Genomic DNA, 20118 nt, shown 5'->3' with positions numbered 1-20118 from the left:
TCCTAAGCAGATTTGCGCCGAGCGGCTTTGGACTTGGCGCCCTTTGCCGGGCGTCCGGTCTTTGCCGGCGCACCGGCTTCCGACGAAAGGCTCTTCTTCAGTGCATCGAAGAGATTGACGACGTTGGAGGGCCGTGGTTCCGCCTTTGTCTTCGGTGCCTTCCTGCCGGCCTTCTTGGCGCGGACCAGCTCGATCAGGGCGTTTTCGTATTTGTCCTCGAATTCGGAAGGATCGAACTTCGCCTGTTTCTCATCGACGATGTGTTCGGCCAGCCTGATCATTTCGGCGTCGGTCTTCACCGGCTTGATGTCGCCGAACACCATCTCGGGCCTGCGAACCGTATCGCCATAGCGCAGCGTCGTCAGCAACAGACCCTTGCCCAACGGCTCGATGACCGCCGGACGTTCGCGGCGATAGAGCACGATACGGGCCAGCCCCGCCGTCTTCCTGGCGGCCATGGCGTCGCGGATGACGGCGAAGGCCTCTTCCGAGACCTCGTCCGCAGGCGTCACATAATAGGGCGTATCGAGATAGATCTGCTGGATCGAGGATTTTTCGATAAAACCATCGAGGCTCATCGTGTGCGAGGATTCAATCTGCACGGCTTCGATCTCCTCCTCCTCGATTTGGACGAAGTCGCCGTCGCCGATCTCGTAGCCCTTGATCTCGTCGCCTTCATCGAGCGGCTTGCCGTTGGCCGAATCGACATAGACGCGCTTGACGGTATTGCCGGTCTTGCGGTTGAGCACGCGGAACGAGACTTTCTCCGCCTGGGTGACGACATTGGTCAGTTCGACGGCGCAAGTGACCAGCGAAAGCTTGAGATATCCTCTCCAGGCGGGGCGCGGCGCCATGACAAACTCCCTGCGCGACAAGGTTCAACCGATAACGGCGTTCAACCGAGAACGGCCAAAGCCCGTTCCGGTTCCGGCGGCGCAAAAAGGCAAGTCCGGGCTTTCAGCCCGGCCTTGCCTCGAACTCAATTCTCTATCGCTGCCCTACTCGGCGGCCTGCAGGTTGATCTTGCTTTCGGCTATCTCGGTAAGCTTGCGGTCGGTCGCCTGCTCCTCCTTGAGATTGTTGGCCAGCACATTGGCGCAGTCGCTGCGGCCCAGTTGCTTGGCCCAGGCAATCAAGGTGCCGTAACGGGTCATCTCATAATGCTCGACCGCCTGGGCCGAGGCGATCAGCGCAGCGTCGAGGACCTCCTTGTCGGCGATGTCGCCGCTGATGTCGTCGGCCTCTTCGAGAATGCCGTCGATGGCCGGGCAGTCGACCTGCTTGGCCTTCACGCCGTGCAGTTCGAACACCTGCTCGACACGCTGGATATGACCCTTGGTCTGGGCGAGATGTTTCTCAAAGCCGGCTTTCAGCTGCGGATCACTCGCCTTGTCGATCATCTTCGGCAGCGATTTCTCGATCTGTTTTTCAGCGTAATAGATGTCGCGCAGCGTGTGCACGAACAGGTCATCGAGTGTTTTGATATCCTTCGAAAAGAAGCCCATGGCCTTTGCCTTTCCATTGCTCTTGCAGTTTCGGATTTTTGGCTGCGGCCCAACCCGAGCACCACAGCCTGCGGAACCGGTTCGTCCCGGCACTGGGAAATCAACGTGCGGCTGACGGGCGGGTTCCTGGTTTTCCGGCCGCGTGCACGGAAATTTCGCGGTCCAGCAAAAAGCTGAAACAAAATCGCGCCTCCGCGACATTCAGGCGAAACATATGTGATGCAAAAGTCACACTGGGCGAAATGCCGACGGACTGCATGGAAACACCGCGAATCAGCCGCATTCCAGCCATGAACGAAGGCATTTTCGACCAGAGATTAACATCGCGTTCACCGACTATTCACGCCTGGACGCTATGATCCCCGCAATTCGGAAGGGACATCCGAAACGGGACAGGGACCGAGTAAAATGAGCTTCTGGAATCACATCGCCGGCTATGCTGCCGCCATCCGCGAATTCGTCGCACCGACCTATCGGCCCGAGCGCTATTACATGCGCGGCCCAGGCCCCGCCTGCGCGCGCCGTGGCAACACGCTTGGGATCAGCGTGCACTGATGATGAGCATGGAGAGCCGTCACGACAGCCGGATATGCCGGCCCGACGCCGACAATCGGTCAACGACCTATCGCGCCGAGCGCCCTGCGCTGACCGACAGACGGCGTGCGACAACGCCAAGCCTTCAGCAGTCCGGGCTTTGATCCAGCCGCCGGCAGGTCTAGTGTCGCCTGACACCAGCTGCCGGGCGTCACGTGATCGTCAAGCCGAACCATTCTCCTGAGCCGCCAGAATGCCGCTGCCGATGTGGCTCGGTCCACGCTCGACTTCCTACGAAACGGTGGAGGATGGCCGCTTCCGCTTCCACGTCGAGATCTCGCATCCACTTGCCGGCATGATCGCCTGCTACCGCGGCTGGCTGGAGCCCTCCGGCCCGCACGGCTCCAGCGAGATCGTGTCGCCTGCCAGCTTAGCCAGTTCGCGGCAGTCCTGCGCCGTGCACAGCGTCCAACCCTGACCCGTAGCGCCCGACGCGGCGAGCACGAGGCGCCGCTGTGGCCCGACCTTGGGCGCATAGACCCACCAGCCGTTTCTCAGCACCGAGCCTTGCGGCGGCTCCATCCCGGCGCCCGATCCCTTGATGCGGGCCTCGACCAGCTGCAGGCCGGACGGCAGCACCTTCCAGTCTTCCTGCCACTGGGTCTTCTCCACCGAATGCAGCCAGGAGAGCGTGAAGGCAGCGACCGCGAGCGTCACCGTCTTGCCGGCCGCGGCGATGCAGAGGCTCATGCCGAGTTGGCCAGCGAAGCCTGCCGCGCACGCCAGCAGTGCCAGCCGATCCAGGCAAGGGACAGCGCCCAGCCCGCCTCGTCGGTAAGCGGCAGCGCCGCAACCAGCAGCACGCCGGCGGCGAAGGCGATGAGGCGTTCCCACCAGGCCATGCGCCGGGCCAGAAATCCGACGGCAGCGGCGCCCCACAGGACTATGCCCATGCAGGCTTTGATGACGATATAGGCGACCTCGACGGGATAGCCGAACTGGGCGGCGATCGGGCCGGGGTCCTGCAGCATCAGCGCCGGGGTATAGACCGCCATGAACGGCACTACGAAGCCGGCAATGGCAAGCTTGGTGGCCTGGATGCCGATCTTGAGACCGCTTTCCTTGGCCATGGGTGCGGCGGCGAAGGCGGCCAGCGCCACAGGCGGGGTGAGATCGGCCATGATGCCGAAATAGAAGACGAACATATGGCTGACCACCAACGGCACGCCGAGCGACAGCAGCGCCGGCCCGGCCAGCGACGAAGTGATGATGTAATTGGGAATGGTCGGTATGCCCATGCCGAGCACCAGGCAGGTGAGCATGGTCAAAAGCAGCGACAGGAACAGATTGTTCTCGCCGATCGAGATGATCCAGCCGATGAAGGTCGAGGCGATGCCGGTAAGCGTCAACGTGCCGATGACGATGCCGACGATGGCGCAGGCAATGCCGACCGGCAGCGCGTTCTTTGCTCCCTCCGCAAGGGAATCGATGCATATGCGCAGCGTCTCGCGCCCGCCCTTGAACGCGAGGCAGGCGACGACCAGCACGGCGATGACCAGGCTGAGGATGTCGACGCCGAATTTCATGAAGGAAGCCGCGGCAAGCCCGAGCGCCAGCCAGAAGACGATGCGGAAGGCGAGCGGCCCGATCGATGCTGCCAGCGGCGTGCCGAGGATGAGCACGATGGTCAACGCGAGGCCCATGGTGCCGGCGAACACCGGTGTGTAGCCGGCAAACAGCAGGTAGATCAGTGCTGCGAGCGGCAGTACCAGCGGCCAGTGCTGTCTCACCGCATCCCACGGATTGGGCAGGTCGGCCTTGGCCATGCCGTGCAGGCCGGCCTTGCCTGCCTCCAGGTGCACCTGCCAGAAACAGGCGCCGAAATAGAGCAGCGCCGGGATGATCGCCGCCTTGACCACCGCGGCATAGGGGATGTTCAGGGTCTCGGCCATGATAAAGGCAACCGCTCCCATCACCGGCGGCATGATCTGGCCGCCCATCGACGAGGTCGCCTCGACGGCGCCGGCGAAAGCCGAGCGGAAACCGAAGCGCTTCATCAGCGGGATGGTGAACTGGCCGCTGGCCACCACATTGGCGACGCCGGAGCCGGAAATGGTGCCCATCAGCGCCGAGGACAGCACACAGACCTGTGCCGGACCTCCGCGCCATGAGCCGACCAGGCCAAGCGCAAAATCGTTGAACAGCGCGATCATGCCGGCGCGCTCAAGAAAGGCGGCGAAGACGACGAAGATGAAGATGTAGGCGGCCGAAACATAGATCGGCGTGCCGTAGATGCCTTCGGTGCCATAGGCGAAGGTGTCGACGAGCTGGGCGAAATCATAGCCGCGATGGATGAAAGGCGGCGGCAGATGATTGCCGACAAATGCGTAGGCGAGAAAGATGAGGGCAATGACGGCGAGCGGCAGCCCCATCAACCGCCGCGCCGCCTCGAAGACCAGCACGACCAGCACCGCGCCGACGATCAGGTCAGGCGTGGTGAGAAAGCCGGAGCGGCGGATGAGGTCGGCATAGAACACCCAATTGTACAGACCGGTGGCGAAGCCGAGCACGCCGAGCGTCCAGAACACTGCTTTCGCCGGGACGCTTTTGGCGCGCAGATTGGCGATTAGGGCAAAGCCGAGCAGCAGCAGGAAGCCGACATGCATGGCGCGTACGACCTGGCTCGGCAGGCTGCCATAGGCGGCGATGTAGATCTGGAAGATGGAGAAGGCGATGGCGATGAGAAAAGCCGCCTTGCCGGCGATGCCTTCGCCGAAGCCCGGCGGCAATCCTTCGACAGGAGCTTCCGCTGTGGGGGAAAGAACGGTCGGGGTTGCGGTCATTGGCGGGGTTCCTGGCGGGGCGCTCCCCTCCCCGAGGGAGGGTGCGGAGCGAGGCGAGGCTCCTTACTTCACCAATCCCTTTTCCTTGTAGTACCTCTCGGCGCCTGGATGCAGCGGCACCGGCATGCCGTCGAGCGCCTTGGCGGGGTCGATCGCCTTGGCGGCGGCGTGGGCAGCGGTGAGCTGGTCGAGATGCTCGAACAGCAATTTGGTCATCTGGTAGGCGGTCTCGTCAGGGACATCGGCGCTGGTGATCAGGAAATTGCCGACGGCGGCGGTCGCAACATCCTCGGTCTGGCCCTCATAGGTGCCCTTGGGGATGACCACGGAAAGATAGGGCGAGCCGATCTTGGCGACGTCCTCCGCCGGCACGGCAACGATGTTTACCGGCACCGAGGTGGCGAGGTCACGGATCGATGCGACCCCAAGGCCCGCCGACTGCAGCGTGGCGTCGAGCTGGCGGTTCTTGATCAACTCTACGGATTCGGCAAAGGGCAGATATTCGATCCGCCCGAGGTCTTCGTATTTCAGCCCGGCAGCGGCGAAAATGGTGCGGGCGTTGAGCTCGGTGCCTGAGGCCGGCGCGCCGACCGAAAGGCTCTTGCCCTTGAGATCGGCGAGCGTCTTGATGCCGGATTCCTTGCTGGCGACGATCTGGATATAATTGGGATAGATGGCCGCAATGCCGCGCAGCTTGTCGAGCTTGCCTGGGAAGCCTGCTTCGGTGTTGCCTTCGGCGGCCAGCTTGACGGAATCGCCGAGCGCAAAGGCGATCTCGCCCTTGCCCTGCTGCAGCAGGTTGAGGTTTTCGACCGACGCTTTCGTCGCCTGCACCTGGGTGCGCGCACCTTCGATGCCCTTGCCGTAGATTTCCGACAGCGCCACGCCGAGCGGATAGTAGACGCCCGACGTGCCGCCGGTCAGCACGTTGATGAATTCCTGTGCCTTGACCGATACCGCGCCAAGGCCAAGCGACAGCGCTATCGCGCCGGCGGCAACGAACTTCGTCCTGAAATTGAGCATTCCGTTTCCTCCCTGAAGTATCTGCCGCACTCTCCTCGTCAGCGCGATCCGGGACGAGTTTAGAGAGCGGACGGGAAATGCCAACCCGCAATTGTCGCCATTAGACGAACGGTTGAGCTTGCGTGAAATGCCATGGGAGCCGAAAGATTTTTGCAGCGCCTGTCGAAATCGGGCGAGGCCGCGCGACATACGTTCGGCCCGCAACGGAGCGGCCTTCGAGAAAAACGGGAGAAGACCATGCGATACATGCTTTTGATCTATGCGAACGAAGCCGCGATGGCGGCCGCGCCGACGGAGAAGACCTACGAAATCAGTGCAGCCTATGGAGCCTATACCGAGGCGTTGAAGAAATCCGGAGCGTGGCTGGCCGGCGACCGGTTGAAGCCGACCCAGACCGCCACCACGGTGCGGATGGCCAACGGCAAGACCAATGTGCTCGACGGTCCCTATGCCGACACCAAGGAGCAGCTCGCCGGCTTCTACATGATCGAGGCTGAGGACGCCGACGCAGCAATTGCCTGGGCGGCTCGCTGCCCGGGTGCCAGCACCGGCACGATCGAGGTGCGGCCGATCTGGGAAATGACCGAGTACCCATCCCAGTCCGTGTGATGGACAGTCGTCCGGAGATCGCGCGGGCGGCGGCGGAAGCGGCCGCCCGGCAAAGCTACGGCAAGCTGGTCGCGTATCTCGCCGCGCGCACACGCGACGTGGCCGCTGCCGAGGACGCCTTGGCAGATGCCTTTGCAGCGGCGCTCGAGCGTTGGCCACAGGCGGGCGTGCCCGACAAGCCGGAAGCCTGGCTGCTGGCGGTGGCACGCAAGCGCCGCGTCGACGCGGTCAGACGACGACTGACAAGCGAGGCGGCCCGCGACCACCTTAGGCTGATCGCCGAGGAGATGGAGGCACGCATGGTCGACGAAGACCTGCCGGACGAGCGGCTCCGGCTGATGTTTGCCTGCGCCCATCCGGCGATCGAGGCCGGCGTCCGCGCGCCGCTGATCCTGCAGACGGTCCTGGGCTTCGACGCACCGACGATCGCCTCGGCTTTCCTTGTCTCGCCAGCCACGATGAGCCAGCGCCTGGTGCGCGCCAAGACACGAATTCGCGAGACAGGCATTCCGTTCCGCGTGCCGGAGCGGGCCGAACTCGGCGAGCGGCTGGGCACCGTTCTGGAAGCAATCTACGCGGCGTTTGCCGAAGGCTGGTCCGACCCGGCCGGCACCGAAACGCGGCGCCGCAACCTCGCGACCGAAGCCATCTGGCTCGGCCGTCTGATGGCCACGCTGATGCCGGACGAGCCGGAGGCGCTCGGCCTTTTGGCGCTGATGCTGTTCGCCGAAGCGCGGCGCGCGGCGCGGCGCAATGCGGCGGGCGATTATGTGCCGCTGGCCGAGCAGGATCTTGCACTGTGGGACGATACGCTGATCGATGAAGCGGAGACGCTGCTCGGGCGCGCTGCGGCCAAGGGCGTTGTCGGCCGCTACCAGCTTGAGGCCGCCGTGCAGTCCGCCCATGCGACAAGACGGCTGACCGGCGGCACCGACTGGGTCGCGATCAAGGAGCTCTATAACGCGCTGTCGGTGATTGCCGGCTCGCCGGTGGTTTCGATCAACCGTGCGGTAGCCATTGCCGAGGCCGAAGGTGCTTCGGCAGGATTGGACGCCCTTGATCAACTCAGCGGCGACAAGCGGCTGTATGACTATCAACCTTACTGGGCCGCCCGCGCGGGCCTGCTGGCCAGACTCGGCAAAGTTCCGCAAGCGAGCGAGGCCTATGACCGGGCTATCGGCCTCGAACGCGATCCAGCCGTGCGCCGGTTCTTGCAGGAACGACGGGCAGAGCTCGGCCGCGCGGAAAAATACTGAGACAAGGCGGAGTGCTCAGGCCGGCCACATGTCGTGGGAAGCAATCAGCCTCTTTATCACCCGATGTTCCCGCAAATTGGCCCACAGGCGTGCGATGTTCGGCCAAGCGGTTGGAACCTTCGCGACCTCCGGATGCCAGGCCACCAACATGACGAGATAGATGTCGGCCAGCGAGAGTTGGTCGCCGGCCAGCCAGTCGCGGCCGTCGAGGGCGGCATCGAGAATGGCGAAGCTGCGATCCATTTCCGAGACCGCCGCCTGTTTGAGGGCGTCCACGCCAGCGGCGTCGGCCGTGTAGCGATGCGCGTAGAAGAACCGCAGGTTGGCTGGATAGATGACGGAGGACATGAAAAACATCCAGCGCAGGAAATCCGCACGGTCAGGCGAACTTGCCGCGGGCGCCAGTCCTGCTTCCGGGTGGCGCTCGGCCAGCAGGATGCAGATCGCCGGGGATTCGGTCATCGAGCGTCCGTCCGGCAAGATCAGCACCGGCACCTGGTTCAAGGGGCTGATATCAAGAAAGGCCTGATCGAGGCGGCCCTTCGGAACGTCGACCTGGTGGAAAGGCACGCCTGCCAAAGCGAGCGCCGCCTCGACGACAAAGCCGCCGGTATTGGCACGCGTATAGAGCTTATACATGAAGTCCTCCACCTGCCGGGCAGCGACGATTTGGTGGTTTTTCAGCGGTCCACGCCGAAGCGTCGATACAGAATGTTTGATGCCGGAGGGGCAGCGCGAAGGATCGCTATAACCGGTCAAACACTCTCGTGTCCAGACTCTAAGTCCCCAATCCCTCGAACAGGATAGTCGAGAGATAGCGCTCGGCGAAGGAGGGGATGACGACGACGAGAGTCTTGCCCTTGTTCTCGGGCCGCGAGCCGACGACGATCGCCGCTTGCAGGGCGGCACCCGACGAAATGCCGACCGGCACACCTTCGAGCCGAGCGACGAGCCGTGCATTGGCAACCGAATCCTCGTTCGAGACCTTGACGATCTCGTCGTAGATCGTCGTGTCGAGGATTTTTGGCGCGAAGCCGGCGCCAATGCCCTGGATCTTGTGCGGGCCTGGCTGGCCGCCCGACAGCACCGGCGAGGCTTCCGGTTCGACGGCGACGACATGCACCGAGGGCTTGCGCTTCTTCAGCACCTGGCCGACGCCGGTGATGGTGCCGCCGGTCCCGATGCCGGCAACGAAGATATCGACTTCGCCATGGGTGTCGTTCCAGATTTCCTCGGCCGTGGTGCGGCGATGGATTTCCGGATTGGCGGGGTTTTCGAATTGCTGCGGAATGACGGCGTCGGGCAGTGTTGCCGCCAGCTCGTCCGCCTTGGCGATGGCGCCCTTCATTCCTTTCGGCCCTTCGGTCAGCACCAGCTCGGCACCGAGCAGCGCCAGCATCTTGCGGCGTTCGACGGACATGGTTTCCGGCATCGTCAGGATCAGCTTGTAGCCCTTGGCGGCGGCGGCAAAGGCGAGCGCGATGCCGGTATTGCCCGAGGTCGGCTCGATCAGCGTGGTCTTGCCGGGCGTAATCCTGCCCGAAGCCTCCAATGCCTCGATCATCGACACGCCGATGCGGTCCTTGACCGAGGCGATCGGGTTGAAGAATTCGAGCTTGGCCAGCAGGTTGGCGACGACACCCTTCTCCCTGGCGAATTTATCCAGCCGCACCAGCGGCGTGTCGCCGATCGTCTCGGTGATCGAATTGTAGATGCGGCCGCGGCCGGGCACGTGTGTGTGGGTGGCGGGCTTGTTCATTGGTTTTCCTCCCAGAGGTCAAGCGGCAAGAGCCGGGCGGGCATAGGATAGAGCCATCCACCGCGCAAGATAGGCACGTTCGAAAAATATCCGAGTGACGTTCGTGCTGAATACCGGCGCCTTGCAGGGCGTGACAATCGTTGGGCGGATTGGCGAAGAGATCTACTGGCGGGCGGCAATTGCCGCCGCCGCACCGACCATGAAGCCGGCGGCGGTGCGGTTGAGTGCCCTCAGCGCCCGCGGCGACTTCAGGAACCAGCGCGCCTTGGCCGCCAGCGCCAGATAGGGCACCAGTACCACGAGTAGAACGACGATAGTGAGCGCGACCAGGATGCCGTAATCGGCCAGCGTGATCGTCTTCAGATCGACGATGGTCGGGGTGATGGCGAGATAGAAGATCATCGTCTTCGGATTGCCGAGTGTGACGGCGAGACCGGCTACAAAGCTGGATGCCAAGCCGCCTTTGCCTTTCTTCGCCTCTACCGTTTCGGGCGTGATGCCGCTCGTCCAGAAACGCCAGCCAAGAAAAGCGAGGTAGGCGACGCCCAGCCATTTGATGGCCAGGAAGATCATGCCGAACGTCTGTGCGACGAAAGCCAGGCCGAGCACCACGGCAGTTAAATAGGTCAGGTCGCCGAGCATCAGCCCGAACGACATGGCCAGCGACGAGCGGAAGCCGGAACCCAGCGCACGCGCAACAAGCGCGGTGACGCCTGGGCCGGGGATGGCTGCGGCGATGCCGAGGGCGGCGCTATAGGCGAGGAACCCGGTGAGCGTCATGGTTCGCGCTTGTCGCACAATGTTGAAGTTGGGTGAATTCCCTCGGGCCGAATTCTATTGCGCCAGCGCAGCAGGCGACGCCGCCGCTCAGGAGCGGCCGTCTTCGTAGGTAACGCGCCAGATGGTGCCGTTACCGTCCTCGGTGACGATCAGGGAGCCGTCCTTGGCCATGGCGACACCGACCGGGCGGCCCCAGACGGCGTCGTTCGAGATGACGAAGCCGGTCATGAAGTCCTCATACTCGCCGGTCGGCTTGCCATCCCTGAATTTGAGCCTCACGACCTTGTAGCCGGTCCTGGCGCCACGGTTCCACGAACCATGCATGGTGACGAAAGCATCACCCCGGTAATCCGCCGGAAAGTTCTTGCCGTCGTAGAAGGCTATGTTCATTGGCGCCGAATGCGCCTGCATCAACACGTCGGGGACAGTGGCCTTGCCGGCGAGGTCTGGCCGCTCGCCCTGATGGCGCGGATCCTCGTGGTTGCCGATGTAGTACCAAGGCCAACCATAGAACGCACCGTCCTTGACTTCAGTTGCAAACTCGAACGGCACATTGTCGCCGAGCTCGTCGCGCTCGTTGACGACGCACCACAACGCGCCGCTGGCGGGCTGCACCGTCATGCCCGTACAGTTGCGCAGGCCGGTGGCGACAGTTCGGGGATTTTTCCCGTCCGGGTCAAAGGCGAGCACATCGGCACGGCCTTCCTCGGGGCCCCAGGCCGCCCCGAGCGGCTTTGATTTCGCCCAGGCGTCAAGGCCGCCATCCGGCTGCTTGTCCATGTCCTCGGCGACATTCGAGTCCGAGCCAACCGATAAAAAAAGCGTTTTGCCGTCAAGCGAGAAGGCGATGTCGCGGGTCGAGTGACCGCCCGACGGGATTTTGGCGACAATGGTTTCCGGTTTACCGGACGCCTTCAGGTCACCGTCGCGATAGGGGAAGCGGACGATGCTGTCGCTGTTTGCGACATAGACCCATTGCGGCTTGCCGCCTGGCGGATAGAAGGCGATGCCGTATGGATAGTTGAGGCCTTGGGCGAAAATCGCTTTCTCGATGGGTTTGGCGCGGCCCTCGGCCAGACGGTAGACGCGTATTTGGTCGGCATGGCCGTTTGCGATGAACAGGTCGCCGTTCGGAGCGACGCGAACGACGCGCGGATTATAGAGTCCGGAGGCGATCCTTTCGGCCGAAAAGCCCGGCGGCAATTCTGGCTCGGCGCTTTCGGGCCGTTCCGCCACGCCGCCGCCGTTCGAAGCGGATTGAGCGGGGTCGGCTGCCGGCATGTCTTGCGGCCCGATCAGGCGGCGGACGCCAGGCCTGTCGGCGTGCCAATCGCCAAAAGCGGCTTCGCCTTTGAGCACCTTTTGATCCGCCTGCTGGGCGGCTGCCGGTGTCGCGACAAGGAGGGCAGCGGCAACGGCCGCAAAGCCGCCAGATCGGATCATTAACGTCCTCCGAGGTTTGCCTCGAAGAGGGCAAACGGGATCAGGCATTGGTCGTTCCAAGCGGTGGTCCAGCACACGAGGATTTGAAGCCGAACCCCGTTCAGTTGCCAGAGGCGTAGAAGTCGTCGTCGAGGCGCTTTTCCAGCGCGACCAGATCGGCCGGCAGCGGCAGGCCCATGGCCCGCATCTCTTGCAGCTTCTCACGCAACTGCTCTTGCACCTCGTGCTGATCCTCAGGCTGATTGACCATTTCCTCGAGCAGCAGGCTGATCTGGGCCTTGAACGATTCCAGCGCCATTCTTTTTCTCCTTGCGGCAGGCCGCGGCGGCTCCTAGCGCAGCATGCGCGAAATCAGCTGCGCGGTATAGTCGACCATCGGTACTATGCGCGCATAATTCAGCCGCGTCGGCCCGATGACGCCGAGCGCACCGACGACGCGCGCGTCCTTGTCGCGATAGGGTGCCACCACCAGCGAGGAGCCCGACAGCGAAAACAGCTTGTTTTCCGAACCGATGAATATGCGCACCCCCGGGCCTTCCTCGGCGAGGTCGAGGAGCTGGATCAGCCCATCCTGCGTCTCCAGATCCTCGAACAGATGCCGCAGCAATTCTATGTCGGCCTGGGCGGTGACGTTTTCCAGGAGATTGGCGCGGCCGCGCACGATAAGCCGCCCAGGCACCCCGCTTTCGGCGCCTGCCCAGACCGCCAGGCCCTTCTCGACCAGATCCTGCGACAGCGTGTCGAGGGCTGCCCTGGTCTCTTCCTTGATGCGGGCGATTTCGACCCGGGCCTCGGCCAGGGTGCGGCCGCGGATATGGGCGTTGAGGAAGTTGGAGGCTTCGTGCAATTGCGAGACGGTGATGCCGGCGGGCAGATCGATGACGCGATTTTCGACGTCGCCGTTCTGCGAGACCAGCACGGCCAGCGCCTTGGTCGGCTCGAGCTGGATGAATTCGATGTGCTTCAGCGCCGCCTCATTTTTGGCGGCGAGCACGAGGCCGGCGCCGCGCGACATGCCGGACAGCATCTGGCTGGCCTCGGTCAGCATATGCTCCAGCGTCGCGCCCGAGCCGGAGGCGCGCACCTGCGCCTCGATGGTGCGGCGCTCCTCGTCGGAGAGGTCGCCGAGTTCCATGAATGCATCGACGAAGAAGCGCAAGCCGGCCTGGGTCGGCAGCCGGCCAGCCGAGATGTGCGGCGCATAGATCAGGCCGAGATGCTCGAGGTCGCTCATCACGTTGCGGATGGTGGCCGGCGACAGCGATGAGGGCAGGATGCGCGACAGGCTGCGCGAACCGACCGGCTCGCCATCCCTCAAATAGGAATCGACGATGCGCCGGAAGATGTCGCGCGAACGCATATCGAGCGATTGAAGCGCGGGCGGTTGAAGTGCCGGCGACGAGAGCACTGGCGACTGCGAACCGGGATCGACTACCTTGGTCATTCGAGCCAAAAACCTCCGGTCCGAAGATATAGACTTCCGCGGCGTCGGCGCAACCGGTCCATTTTCCTTTGCGCCTCACGCCCCGTGCGGCTACAAGCCGGCCAAGATTCCCCGGCCAAGATTCCGAAGAAAGAAAGAAGCCTGAATGCGCCCTTCCAAACGTCAATTCGACGAAATGCGCCCCATCTCCTTCGAGCGCGGCGTCTCCAAACATGCGGAAGGCTCGTGCCTGGTGAAGTTCGGCGACACGCATGTGCTGTGTACGGCCAGCCTGGAGGAAAAGGTGCCGGGCTGGATGCGCAACTCCGGCAAGGGCTGGGTGACGGCGGAATACGGCATGCTGCCGCGTTCGACCGGCGAGCGCATGCGCCGCGAGGCTTCGGCCGGCAAACAAGGCGGCCGCACGCTGGAGATCCAGCGGCTGATCGGCCGCTCCCTGCGCGCCGTGGTCGATCTGCAGGCGCTCGGCGAGCAGCAGATCACCGTCGACTGCGACGTGATCCAGGCCGACGGCGGCACGCGCACCGCTTCGATCACCGGCGGCTGGGTGGCGCTCTACGACTGCCTGCGCTGGATGGAAGCCCGCCAGATGGCGAGCCTGGGCAAGGTGCTTAAGGATCACGTCGCGGCGATCTCCTGCGGCATCCATGATGGCCAGCCGGTCATCGATCTCGACTATATCGAGGATTCCTCGGCCGGCACCGACGCCAATTTCGTCATGACCGGCAAGGGCGGCATCGTCGAGATCCAGGGCACAGCCGAGGGCGAGCCGTTCTCGGAAGAGCAGTTCGCGGCGCTGATGGGGCTCGCCAAGAAAGGCATTCAGCGCCTGGTCAGCTTGCAGCAGATGGCGGTGGCTTAGCTGCGGTCAATATTGAAGAGATTGGCGATCCTGTGACTCCTTCCGCAATCCTGGAATCAGCACTCTATGTGACGGACCTTGCTGCCGCGGAACGGTTCTATTCGGGCGTCCTCGGGCTCGATCTGCTCGGTAAGGTCGATGGCAGGCATCTCTTCTTCCGCTGCGGCGACGGCGTGCTGCTTATCTTCAATGCCGAGGCGACCAAAGTGCCGCCGCGGGCCGACGCCAAGCTGCCCGTGCCGCCGCATGGCACGGTCGGCGAGGGCCATCTTTGCTTCGCCGCAAGCGCGGATGAAATCCCGCGCTGGAAAGCGCATCTTGAGGCGAAGAAAATCGCCATCGAAAGCGAGTTCGAATGGCCTCAGGGCGGTCGCTCGATCTATATTCGCGACCCCTCGGGCAATTCGATCGAATTCGCCGAGCCAAGAATCTGGGGCATCTGATGCATTCGCCAACTGTTCATTCACCAACTATTCATTCGCTTGATGGGCATAAGATCGTCGTCGCCAGCCATAACGCCGGCAAATTGCGCGAATTCGCCGATCTGATGGCGCCATTCGGCATAGAAGCGAAGTCCGCCAAGGAATACGGCTTGCCGGAGCCGGACGAGACCGGCACCACCTTCGAGCAGAACGCATTCATAAAGGCGTTGGCCGCCGCCAAGGCAACTGGATTGCCGGCGCTGTCGGACGATTCCGGCCTGTGCGTCGATGCGCTCGACGGCGCACCCGGCGTCTACACCGCCAACTGGGCCGAGACGCCGGACGGCTCCCGCGACTTCGGCATGGCCATGCAGCGCACGGAAGTGGCCTTGCAAGAAGTTGGCGCGATCACGCCTGCCCAGCGCAAGGGCCGCTTTGTCGCGGTCATCTGCCTTGCCTTCCCCGATGGCCAGGCGGAATATTTTCGCGGTGAGGTCGAGGGCACGCTGGTATGGCCGCCGCGCGGCGAGCTCGGCTTCGGCTACGATCCGGTGTTCTTGCCCGATGGGTTCGAAAAGACCTTCGGCGAGATGAGCGCGGAGGAAAAGCATGGCTGGAAGCCCGGCCAGCCAACCGCATTGTCGCACCGTGCCCGTGCTTTCCAGAAATTCGCACAAGCCCGATTGGCCGGCGCATGACCATGCTGCTCGACCGCAGCCCCGGTTTCGGCGTCTACGTCCACTGGCCATTCTGCGCGGCCAAATGCCCCTATTGCGACTTCAACAGCCATGTCCGCCACCAGCCGGTCGACCAGGAGCGTTTTGCCCGCGCCTTCGAGACCGAGCTGGCGACGATGCGCGGCCGCACCGGGCCGCGCGAGGTGACCAGCATCTTTCTTGGCGGCGGCACGCCGTCGCTGATGAAGCCGCAGACCGTGGCGGCGGTGCTGGATGCCGTGGCGAAGAACTGGACGGTGCCCGGCGGCATCGAGGTGACGCTGGAGGCCAATCCTTCCTCGGTCGAGGCCGAGCGCTTTCGCGGCTATCGCGCGGCGGGCATCAACCGGGTGTCGCTTGGCGTGCAGGCGCTGAACGACAAGGATCTGCGCTTTCTCGGCCGCTTGCACAATGTCGATGAGGCCCTGCATGCGATCGGCCTGGCGCGCGAGATTTTCCCACGGCTGTCGTTCGACCTGATCTACGCGCGGCCCGGCCAGACGCCTGAGGCGTGGCAGACGGAGCTCGAGCAGGCGATCGGCCACGCCGCAGACCATCTGTCGCTCTATCAGCTGACCATCGAGGAAGGCACGCCGTTCCATGCACTGCATGCGGCAAGGAAATTCATCATTCCAGACAATGAGCTTGCCGCCGATCTCTACGCGTTAACGCAGGAGATCACCGCCGCGCGCGGACTGCCGGCCTACGAAATTTCCAACCACGCCAGGCCCGGCGCCGAAAGCCGGCACAATCTCACCTACTGGCGTTATGGCGAATATGTCGGCGTCGGTCCCGGCGCGCATGGCCGGTTCGTCGAAAATGGCCGCCGCGTGGTGACGATCGCCGAGAGAATGCCGGAGACCTGGGCCAATCTGGTCGAGGCCAAGGGCCATGGCGTTACCGGCGGCGAAATCCTGACGCGGTCGGAAGAGGCCGACGAGTTCCTGCTGATGGGGCTGAGGCTGGCGGAAGGCATCGACCTTTCCCGCTACGAGGCATTTTCAGGGCGCGGCCTGTCGACGGCACGGCTGTCGGTGCTGCAGGACGAAGGCCTGGTGGCACCGATCGGCAATGCCCGCCTGCGCGCCACGCCGGCCGGCATGATCGTGCTCGATGCGGTCGTGGCGGATTTGGCCAGATAGCACGTTGAAGAACGTTCTCTTCACCTGCAGCCAGAATCGCTTGCGCAGCCCGACGGCGGAGCAGGTGTTTTCCAAGCGGCGGGACATCGAGGTCGCTTCGGCCGGGCACTAATCACGATGCCGACATTCTGTTGACGCATGAACTCGTCGCCTGGGCCGACATCATCTTCGTGATGGAAAAAACGCACCGCGCCAAACTGCAGCAGAAATTCAAGAGAAGACAAGCCTGAAAAAGGCTCGAGTAATCTGCCTCGCTATTCCCGACGACTATGCATTCATGGACCCGGCTCTGGTGGGCCTGCTGGAGGCCCGTGTCTCGAAGTATCTGGGTGATGATACATCGCGGAGCATGCGCAACCGCACTTCGAGAACTGTCTCGACCGATCGCTAAGGTTTGCGGGGTCAAGCCTCGTGCTTGTGGCGGTGTTTGGCGCGATCTTTTTCGCTGGTCTCTCCGGAACGGGCCGGCTTGATCTCGCTTTTGTCGCGTGAGGCATGGTGCTGGTCGTCTGTGGAATGTGACGCTGCGCCATCGCGGGCGCTTTTTGTTTCGAGGCGGGTGATGAAAATGTCGAAGCGATTGGGCATCGTCCGGTCAGTGCTCCATCTTGCGGTCGGTTTCGTTTGCGGGCTTGCCCTCGGCCGATCGCTGGCGTGCACGCGGCTTCTTGGCTCTGCCATCTGCGGCTTCGGCAGGCAGGCTCTTGTCGCATGGCAGGGCGAAGCGTTTGCGGCCGGCATAGTAGGGTTCGAAAACGTCCTGTATGGTCAGGCTGTTCATCCTGCTCCTCCCGAGATCAGGTGTAAAATTCGCCGGCAACGGTTTCGTTCCCTACTATGGCGAAGGCATGGCGGCTGGTTCACGTCGGCATCCCTTTTGGAACCCGGGCCTTTGCAACCCAGGCTTTTGCAAGCAAGCGTGAGCCGTGCCAAACAGGGTCGAACGGAGTTGTGCAGGTGACCGGCGAATCGGCCAAACGCAGTTATGTGGTCGGGCAGACCGAAATCGCCGCCCGGCCGCTCGAGCCGGCGCTCTACCTGGTCGCGACGCCTATCGGCAATCTCGCCGACATCACGCTGCGCGCGCTGGAAACGCTCGCCGCCGCCGATATCGTCGCTTGCGAGGACACACGCGTCAGCCGCGTGCTGCTCGACCGCTACGGCATCCGCCGCCGCACCACCGCCTACCACGAGCACAATGCCGGCGAGGCCGGACCGAAGCTGATCGCGGCGCTGCTGGCCGGCCAAAGCGTAGCGCTGATCTCGGATGCCGGCACGCCGCTCATCTCCGACCCCGGCTACCGGCTGGTCGGTGAGGCGCTGGAACGCGGCATTCGTGTCGTGCCGATCCCCGGCCCATCAGCAGCACTTGCCGCTTTGACGGCATCCGGCCTGCCCTCGGACGCGTTTCTGTTTGCCGGCTTCCTGCCGGTGAAGACCGGGCAGCGGCTGACGCGGCTGGAAGAGCTGAAGGCGGTGCCGGCAACGTTGATCTTCTTCGAATCGCCGCGCCGGCTGGCCGAGACGCTCAGTGCCATGGTCGAGGTGCTGGGCGGTGCCCGCAAGGCGGCGATCGGCCGCGAGCTGACCAAGACTTTCGAGGAGATGCGGACCGGCACCCTGCAATCGCTCGCCGGCCATTATGCGGGAGCCGATACGCCCAAGGGTGAAATCGTCATCTGCGTCGGCCCGGCCGATGCGGTCGCTGATGAGCCAGAAGACATCGACCGGCTGCTGCTTTCGCTCGCCGCCGAAATGCCGGCCTCCAAGGCAGCGGCGGAAGCCGCCAAGATGACGGGTGGCCAGAAGCAGACGCTCTATCGTCGGCTGCTCGACCTCAAGAATGCTGGAAGAGCCGGGGCCGGCGGAGACGGCGATGGCTGAACGGCCAAGCGCCAGCCGGCAAAAGGCCTATCGGCGCGGCCATCACGGCGAATGGCTGGCGGCGGCGGCGCTGATGCTGAAAGGCTACCGAATTCTTGCCCGCCGCCACCGCACCAGGTTCGGCGAGATCGACCTGATCGCGCGGCGTGGCGATCTGGTGCTGATCGTCGAGGTCAAGGCGCGCCGCACGCTGATGGAGGCAATGGAAGCCGTCGGTCGTGAATCGGAGCACCGCATCGAAGGCGCCGCCGATTTCTGGCTGTCGCGCCAATCCGATTACGGAAAATTATCGGTGCGCTTCGACATGGTGGCGGTGCTGCCGTGGCGCTGGCCGGTGCATGTCGAGAATGTGTTTTACGGGCGAAACTAGGCCATTCTCGAAGTGGGGCCGTTTTGCTGCGCCTGCGGTTCAGATCATGGTTTGCCGATCTGTCAAGCGTCCCCCCAGCGCTGACTGGAACAAAAGCGTTCCTGCGTTGTTCCTCAATCGTCCTGATGTTCGATGGGCTGGTTCAAATGCCGGCCAGGGCAGTCCTCGTGGCAGCTATGCGAGGACAAAGGGATGGCGAGGCAAATGGATCCCGACGATCTCAACCCGGAACGGATCGTCACCGTGTTCGGCGGAACTGGCTTTCTCGGGCGCAGGATCGTGAAGCGGCTCCTCGAAAGAGGTTTCACGGTGCGCGCCGCATCTCGCCATCCGGCTCGCGTGGCCCTGGTCTTCTCCTCGATTAGAAGGATGCCCGAAGCAGTCGAGGCGGATATAACGGATGCGTCCTCGATCCGGTCGGCTATTACCGGATCGCGGGCGGTCGTGAATGCCGTCAGTCTTTACGTCGAGCAGGGCGTCCAGACCTTTGAACGCGTGCATGTGAAAGCCGCGGGCGATCTCGCTGCCGCGTCGCACGACCGCGCGATCGACCAGTTCGTCCAGATTTCAGGGATCGGCTCCGATCCTCAATCGGATTCGAATTACATAAGGGCGCGTGGGCGCGGAGAAGGTGCCGTGGAAAGCGCATTTCCCGGCGCTTTCATTGTGCGTCCCGCCGTCATGACCGGACCTGACGACGCTTTCCTGACGACCATTGTGAGGCTGATACGCCTCCTGCCGGTCTATCCGCTGTTCGGCGATGGAGGCACACGGCTTCAGCCGGTCTATGTGGCAGACGTAGCAGAAGCAGTGAGCCGGCTGATCGACGGGCGAAGCCACAAGGGTTCATCCATATTCGAGTTCGGTGGCCCGCGTATCTATACCTATAAGGAACTGCTTCGGGAGATCGCCCGACAGCTCGATACGCACGTCAAGCTGATGCCGGTGCCGTTTGCGGTATGGAACGCCTTGGCTGGCGTCGCGGAACTCCTCCCGGCTGCCCCCATAACGCGCAACCAGATCGACCTCATGCGTCAGGACAATGTGGCAGCAATCGACGCGCCGGGCCTTAAGGAACTCGACATCGAGCCGCGGGGTATCGACGAGGTGATCCGTGCGATCGAACAGCGCCGTGGCGTAGGCTCGCGCTCGTCTCCGCCTTAGCTAGGACGGCCCCCTGATCCTGGCGGGAACCTATCGCCGCGCGACAGGTTGGTCGAGCTTGGAGCCAGTGAAAGAAGGAAAAGAACCATGGCCAGATGCGATCAATGCGGGAATGACTACGACAAGGCTTTCAACGTGACGATGGCCGACGAGACCTACACATTCGACAGCTTCGAATGCGCGGTCCAGAAACTTGCTCCGACGTGTCCGCATTGCGGATGCCGGATCATCGGACATGGCGTCGAACAGGATGACATCATCTACTGCTGCGCACATTGCGCCGCGGAGGAAGGCGCGAGCGCGCTGACCGATCGCGCGCCTTGACACGCCTCATTTTTGGCGTCTCCAGGTCGACCATTCCG

At 63.4% G+C, this 20118-nt stretch carries 23 protein-coding genes and 2 pseudogenes; 13 read left to right on the top strand and 12 right to left on the bottom strand.

Annotated features, from left to right (window positions below):
- Window positions 1-2: 2 nt before the first annotated feature.
- Window positions 3-854, bottom strand: coding sequence for a Ku protein (locus NMG46_RS12950; protein ID WP_254818017.1), 852 nt, complete (start codon window positions 852-854; stop codon window positions 3-5).
- Window positions 855-998: 144 nt separating this feature from the next.
- Window positions 999-1505 (bottom strand): ferritin-like domain-containing protein, encoded by a 507-nt coding sequence (locus NMG46_RS12945; RefSeq protein WP_254818016.1) that lies wholly within the window; start codon window positions 1503-1505, stop codon window positions 999-1001.
- A gap of 408 nt (window positions 1506-1913) precedes the next feature.
- Here NMG46_RS12945 and NMG46_RS12940 point away from each other — a divergent pair, with 408 nt between their 5' ends.
- Both NMG46_RS12940 and NMG46_RS29895 read left to right on the top strand, forming a co-directional pair.
- Window positions 1914-2060: a hypothetical protein gene (locus tag NMG46_RS12940; RefSeq protein ID WP_254818015.1), complete on the top strand. Its 147-nt coding sequence runs from the start codon at window positions 1914-1916 to the stop codon at window positions 2058-2060.
- A 232-nt stretch (window positions 2061-2292) separates the two neighbouring features.
- A pseudogene (locus NMG46_RS29895) lies at window positions 2293-2361 on the top strand (hypothetical protein); the annotation flags it as partial.
- Window positions 2362-2405: 44 nt separating this feature from the next.
- Here NMG46_RS29895 and NMG46_RS12935 read toward each other — a convergent pair.
- The 3 genes from NMG46_RS12935 to NMG46_RS12925 all read right to left on the bottom strand — a co-directional run bounded on the left by NMG46_RS12935 (window position 2406) and on the right by NMG46_RS12925 (window position 5905).
- Window positions 2406-2789 (bottom strand): DUF1850 domain-containing protein, encoded by a 384-nt coding sequence (locus NMG46_RS12935; protein ID WP_254818014.1) that lies wholly within the window; start codon window positions 2787-2789, stop codon window positions 2406-2408.
- Window positions 2786-4882, bottom strand: coding sequence for a TRAP transporter permease (locus tag NMG46_RS12930; RefSeq protein ID WP_254818013.1), 2097 nt, complete (start codon window positions 4880-4882; stop codon window positions 2786-2788). Before NMG46_RS12930 ends, NMG46_RS12935 begins: the two co-directional genes overlap by 4 nt.
- Before the next feature lie 63 nt (window positions 4883-4945).
- On the bottom strand, window positions 4946-5905 hold the full coding sequence (locus NMG46_RS12925) for a TAXI family TRAP transporter solute-binding subunit (protein ID WP_254818012.1): 960 nt from the start codon (window positions 5903-5905) through the stop codon (window positions 4946-4948).
- A 237-nt stretch (window positions 5906-6142) separates the two neighbouring features.
- Between NMG46_RS12925 and NMG46_RS12920 the strand changes: the two genes are divergently transcribed.
- Both NMG46_RS12920 and NMG46_RS12915 read left to right on the top strand, forming a co-directional pair.
- Window positions 6143-6514, top strand: a complete 372-nt coding sequence (locus tag NMG46_RS12920) for a YciI family protein (protein ID WP_254818011.1) — start codon at window positions 6143-6145, stop codon at window positions 6512-6514.
- The gene (locus tag NMG46_RS12915) at window positions 6514-7770 is read left to right on the top strand and encodes an RNA polymerase sigma factor (RefSeq protein ID WP_254818010.1); all 1257 of its coding nucleotides are present in this window, start codon (window positions 6514-6516) and stop codon (window positions 7768-7770) included. The genes NMG46_RS12920 and NMG46_RS12915 overlap by 1 nt, the downstream gene beginning before the upstream one ends.
- Window positions 7771-7785: 15 nt before the next feature.
- Here NMG46_RS12915 and NMG46_RS12910 read toward each other — a convergent pair whose 3' ends face one another.
- From NMG46_RS12910 to hrcA, 6 genes are all read right to left on the bottom strand, one after another.
- Window positions 7786-8409 (bottom strand): glutathione S-transferase family protein, encoded by a 624-nt coding sequence (locus NMG46_RS12910; protein ID WP_254818009.1) that lies wholly within the window; start codon window positions 8407-8409, stop codon window positions 7786-7788.
- Between the two features lie 139 nt (window positions 8410-8548).
- Window positions 8549-9529: a cysteine synthase A gene (gene cysK / locus NMG46_RS12905; protein WP_254818008.1), complete on the bottom strand. Its 981-nt coding sequence runs from the start codon at window positions 9527-9529 to the stop codon at window positions 8549-8551.
- Between the two features lie 162 nt (window positions 9530-9691).
- Window positions 9692-10309 carry a LysE family translocator gene (locus tag NMG46_RS12900; protein WP_254818007.1) on the bottom strand — a complete coding sequence of 206 codons (618 nt, stop codon included), beginning with the start codon at window positions 10307-10309 and terminating at the stop codon, window positions 9692-9694.
- Between the two features lie 87 nt (window positions 10310-10396).
- Window positions 10397-11752 (bottom strand): sorbosone dehydrogenase family protein, encoded by a 1356-nt coding sequence (locus NMG46_RS12895; protein WP_254818006.1) that lies wholly within the window; start codon window positions 11750-11752, stop codon window positions 10397-10399.
- Between the two features lie 100 nt (window positions 11753-11852).
- Window positions 11853-12050 carry a hypothetical protein gene (locus NMG46_RS12890; protein WP_254818005.1) on the bottom strand — a complete coding sequence of 66 codons (198 nt, stop codon included), beginning with the start codon at window positions 12048-12050 and terminating at the stop codon, window positions 11853-11855.
- Between the two features lie 33 nt (window positions 12051-12083).
- Window positions 12084-13196 (bottom strand): heat-inducible transcriptional repressor HrcA, encoded by a 1113-nt coding sequence (hrcA, locus tag NMG46_RS12885; RefSeq protein ID WP_254818004.1) that lies wholly within the window; start codon window positions 13194-13196, stop codon window positions 12084-12086.
- A gap of 145 nt (window positions 13197-13341) precedes the next feature.
- Here hrcA and rph point away from each other — a divergent pair, with 145 nt between their 5' ends.
- The 5 genes and pseudogenes from rph (at window position 13342) to NMG46_RS12860 (ending at window position 16729) form a co-directional block, all read left to right on the top strand.
- Window positions 13342-14058 (top strand): ribonuclease PH, encoded by a 717-nt coding sequence (gene rph, locus NMG46_RS12880; protein WP_254818003.1) that lies wholly within the window; start codon window positions 13342-13344, stop codon window positions 14056-14058.
- 32 nt (window positions 14059-14090) lie between these two features.
- The gene (locus NMG46_RS12875; protein ID WP_254818002.1) at window positions 14091-14501 is read left to right on the top strand and encodes a VOC family protein; all 411 of its coding nucleotides are present in this window, start codon (window positions 14091-14093) and stop codon (window positions 14499-14501) included.
- 29 nt (window positions 14502-14530) lie between these two features.
- Window positions 14531-15178, top strand: coding sequence for an RdgB/HAM1 family non-canonical purine NTP pyrophosphatase (gene rdgB, locus NMG46_RS12870; protein ID WP_254818080.1), 648 nt, complete (start codon window positions 14531-14533; stop codon window positions 15176-15178).
- The gene (hemW, locus tag NMG46_RS12865) at window positions 15175-16338 is read left to right on the top strand and encodes a radical SAM family heme chaperone HemW (RefSeq protein WP_254818001.1); all 1164 of its coding nucleotides are present in this window, start codon (window positions 15175-15177) and stop codon (window positions 16336-16338) included. Before rdgB ends, hemW begins: the two co-directional genes overlap by 4 nt.
- Window positions 16339-16342: 4 nt before the next feature.
- Window positions 16343-16729: pseudogene (locus NMG46_RS12860) on the top strand (low molecular weight protein tyrosine phosphatase family protein).
- A 204-nt stretch (window positions 16730-16933) separates the two neighbouring features.
- Here the strand turns inward: NMG46_RS12860 and NMG46_RS12855 are convergent.
- Complete coding sequence (locus NMG46_RS12855; RefSeq protein WP_254818000.1) at window positions 16934-17119, bottom strand: hypothetical protein; 186 nt, start codon at window positions 17117-17119, stop codon at window positions 16934-16936.
- A 176-nt stretch (window positions 17120-17295) separates the two neighbouring features.
- Here NMG46_RS12855 and rsmI point away from each other — a divergent pair, with 176 nt between their 5' ends.
- From rsmI to NMG46_RS12835, 4 genes are all read left to right on the top strand, one after another.
- Entirely contained in the window at window positions 17296-18222 is a 927-nt protein-coding gene (gene rsmI / locus NMG46_RS12850) for a 16S rRNA (cytidine(1402)-2'-O)-methyltransferase (RefSeq protein ID WP_254817999.1), read from the top strand.
- Window positions 18215-18592, top strand: coding sequence for a YraN family protein (locus NMG46_RS12845; RefSeq protein ID WP_023678973.1), 378 nt, complete (start codon window positions 18215-18217; stop codon window positions 18590-18592). Before rsmI ends, NMG46_RS12845 begins: the two co-directional genes overlap by 8 nt.
- 204 nt (window positions 18593-18796) lie before the next feature.
- The gene (locus NMG46_RS12840; protein ID WP_254817998.1) at window positions 18797-19756 is read left to right on the top strand and encodes a complex I NDUFA9 subunit family protein; all 960 of its coding nucleotides are present in this window, start codon (window positions 18797-18799) and stop codon (window positions 19754-19756) included.
- A gap of 87 nt (window positions 19757-19843) precedes the next feature.
- Complete coding sequence (locus NMG46_RS12835; protein ID WP_254817997.1) at window positions 19844-20080, top strand: hypothetical protein; 237 nt, start codon at window positions 19844-19846, stop codon at window positions 20078-20080.
- Window positions 20081-20118: the final 38 nt, after the last annotated feature.

Origin of the sequence: Mesorhizobium sp. LMG 17147 (genome assembly GCF_024297145.1) — a bacterium.
GTDB lineage: Bacteria > Pseudomonadota > Alphaproteobacteria > Rhizobiales > Rhizobiaceae > Mesorhizobium.
The sequence above is the reverse complement of the archived record's forward strand: the minus strand, read 5'-3'. Positions and strand labels throughout refer to the sequence as shown.

Bases quoted from the DNA above. Each gene is read 5' to 3' on its own strand.
- NMG46_RS12950 (WP_254818017.1), bottom strand. From the start codon at position 854: ATGGCGCCGCGCCCCGCCTGGAGAGGATATCTCAAGCTTTCGCTGGTC.
- NMG46_RS12945 (WP_254818016.1), bottom strand. From the start codon at position 1,505: ATGGGCTTCTTTTCGAAGGATATCAAAACACTCGATGACCTGTTCGTG.
- NMG46_RS12940 (WP_254818015.1), top strand. From the start codon at position 1,914: ATGAGCTTCTGGAATCACATCGCCGGCTATGCTGCCGCCATCCGCGAA.
- NMG46_RS12935 (WP_254818014.1), bottom strand. From the start codon at position 2,789: ATGAGCCTCTGCATCGCCGCGGCCGGCAAGACGGTGACGCTCGCGGTC.
- NMG46_RS12930 (WP_254818013.1), bottom strand. From the start codon at position 4,882: ATGACCGCAACCCCGACCGTTCTTTCCCCCACAGCGGAAGCTCCTGTC.
- NMG46_RS12925 (WP_254818012.1), bottom strand. From the start codon at position 5,905: ATGCTCAATTTCAGGACGAAGTTCGTTGCCGCCGGCGCGATAGCGCTG.
- NMG46_RS12920 (WP_254818011.1), top strand. From the start codon at position 6,143: ATGCGATACATGCTTTTGATCTATGCGAACGAAGCCGCGATGGCGGCC.
- NMG46_RS12915 (WP_254818010.1), top strand. From the start codon at position 6,514: ATGGACAGTCGTCCGGAGATCGCGCGGGCGGCGGCGGAAGCGGCCGCC.
- NMG46_RS12910 (WP_254818009.1), bottom strand. From the start codon at position 8,409: ATGTATAAGCTCTATACGCGTGCCAATACCGGCGGCTTTGTCGTCGAG.
- cysK (WP_254818008.1), bottom strand. From the start codon at position 9,529: ATGAACAAGCCCGCCACCCACACACACGTGCCCGGCCGCGGCCGCATC.
- NMG46_RS12900 (WP_254818007.1), bottom strand. From the start codon at position 10,309: ATGACGCTCACCGGGTTCCTCGCCTATAGCGCCGCCCTCGGCATCGCC.
- NMG46_RS12895 (WP_254818006.1), bottom strand. From the start codon at position 11,752: ATGATCCGATCTGGCGGCTTTGCGGCCGTTGCCGCTGCCCTCCTTGTC.
- NMG46_RS12890 (WP_254818005.1), bottom strand. From the start codon at position 12,050: ATGGCGCTGGAATCGTTCAAGGCCCAGATCAGCCTGCTGCTCGAGGAA.
- hrcA (WP_254818004.1), bottom strand. From the start codon at position 13,196: ATGACCAAGGTAGTCGATCCCGGTTCGCAGTCGCCAGTGCTCTCGTCG.
- rph (WP_254818003.1), top strand. From the start codon at position 13,342: ATGCGCCCTTCCAAACGTCAATTCGACGAAATGCGCCCCATCTCCTTC.
- hemW (WP_254818001.1), top strand. From the start codon at position 15,175: ATGACCATGCTGCTCGACCGCAGCCCCGGTTTCGGCGTCTACGTCCAC.
- NMG46_RS12855 (WP_254818000.1), bottom strand. From the start codon at position 17,119: ATGAACAGCCTGACCATACAGGACGTTTTCGAACCCTACTATGCCGGC.
- NMG46_RS12845 (WP_023678973.1), top strand. From the start codon at position 18,215: ATGGCTGAACGGCCAAGCGCCAGCCGGCAAAAGGCCTATCGGCGCGGC.
- NMG46_RS12840 (WP_254817998.1), top strand. From the start codon at position 18,797: ATGGATCCCGACGATCTCAACCCGGAACGGATCGTCACCGTGTTCGGC.
- NMG46_RS12835 (WP_254817997.1), top strand. From the start codon at position 19,844: ATGGCCAGATGCGATCAATGCGGGAATGACTACGACAAGGCTTTCAAC.